Raw genomic sequence first — 1,685 nt, 5'->3', positions numbered from 1 at the left:
AGTACGACATCCGGCGCTTCAATGTGCGGTGTCAAGCTGTAAGAGAGGCGATCGTACACATAGTTACGAATCTTCAGCATCTTCCGCAGCAGATTGGTTTCCGTCCCGATCGCTTCCTGAGCCGCCGCTTGAATTACCGGGGTATCCATCGATAGTTCATCGTCGTCTACCAAGTAGCGAGTGCCAAACTCTTGCGACAGCACCGAACTGCTATCGACATCATCTGACGTCAACAAATACTTGATGCTCCGCACTTCTATCAGCGCTTTCCAGCCGAATACGTGCCGCTCCTGAGATGTCAGGCGATCGAACGTGAACACGGCTACCCGCTGACCATCTTGCAGTTCTTCAGTGAACGATCGCCCGATCGACTCCACATGCAGCACTTTCTGGCGCGCCGTCTCAGTGGGCAGCGCAATCCGCCACTCCAAATGCTGCACGTCTACGTCCTCTAGGGGCTGCAACTCCTCCACATAGGACATTTCAATCAGAAATCCGTTCGAGAGCGCATAGCGCTCCTCGGGGTTGTGGTGGATGTAGAGCGGATGGATGAACGTACGATCGCGGTAGCTCAATTCATCCGGATTCTCCAAGTTATTGGGGTTGTCCCGGATGTACGCTTCTTCGCCTGCGTAGGAGATGTAGAGTCGATCTGTTCCATCGGCTTGTGGGTAAAACGCCAAGCCCGTCGGATTTTCGAACGGCGTCAGTACGCACAGGCGCTGTTCACCCGTTGCCCGATCGAGGCAGTACACGGTTTGCTCGGTGCGATCGCACACCCAGAGTTCTTCACCGCGCACGGTCAAGTTTTCAATGCCGACTCCGGGCATGGGAAGCCGCGTAATCAGCCGCTTCTGCTCGCGCTCAAAAATAGAAATGTAGCCCTGCTTCTGGCTAGCGACGTAGACGGTCGATTCCCACACGCCGACGCCATCCACCGGATAGGGCAGCGTCACGAATAGCTGCGGAACCAGATCGCTTAGCTTACAGAAGTAGACCGACTCTTCTCGCGCAAACCATAGAGTATCGTTCCAGATCGCTAGCCCGATCGCGTCCACAAACTCTTCGGTTCGCTGCGAGTTGAACACGATCGTATTGTCGGTGGCCGGATCAACTTGCAGTAGATAGCCGCGAATCGCATCCAGCGCCATTAGAGAACCGTCCAACACTGCAAGCCCTTGAAGCGAATAAGACGCAAGGGGACGAATGGTGCGGTGGCGATCGTCTTGTTGGAGCAGAGGTGCAGTAGCAGGTGTCGGACGCGAAGAAGTCAAATTCGATTGCATGATTGCCGATGAATGAGTCATAGCACGCCGCCATGATTAGCGCAGCACGGTGTTGAACACCTCCATACGTACCAGTCCCTCATCATAAAGACAATCCCTCTTGCGATCTGTATCCAATTAACGTCAGTTTGACGAAGGCTAAACTCACGCAAGCCTGGGAGGTTTATTCAAACCTCCCAGGTTTTAGGAAAATAGGTAAGTTCTGAAAATAGCTAGCGACTAAGCACTATCTATACCATTAATCGATTTACCCGTTTACCACTTTGCCGCCATTGGGGTGCAGGATTTGTCCGGCAAAGTAGGATGAATCATCTGACGCTAGGAAGACAAAGCAGGTTGCTACTTCTTCTGGCTGTCCGGCACGCTTCATCGGCACTTGTTGCCCAAAGCTGGCAACTT

2 protein-coding genes are annotated in these 1,685 nt (G+C 53.2%); both read right to left on the bottom strand.

Features of this window, described 5'->3' with window-relative positions:
• Nucleotides 1-1,307: transglutaminase (locus H6F43_RS00735; protein WP_190340121.1), on the bottom strand; the 1,307-nt coding region annotated here is incomplete at its 3' end.
• Between the two features lie 226 nt (nucleotides 1,308-1,533).
• Nucleotides 1,534-1,685, bottom strand: a 152-nt coding sequence (locus tag H6F43_RS00730; RefSeq protein ID WP_190340120.1) for an SDR family oxidoreductase, incomplete at its 5' end; no start/stop codon positions are given.

Source organism: Leptolyngbya sp. FACHB-36 (genome assembly GCF_014695955.1).
GTDB lineage: Bacteria > Cyanobacteriota > Cyanobacteriia > Leptolyngbyales > Leptolyngbyaceae > FACHB-36.
The sequence above is the reverse complement of the archived record's forward strand: the minus strand, read 5'-3'. Positions and strand labels throughout refer to the sequence as shown.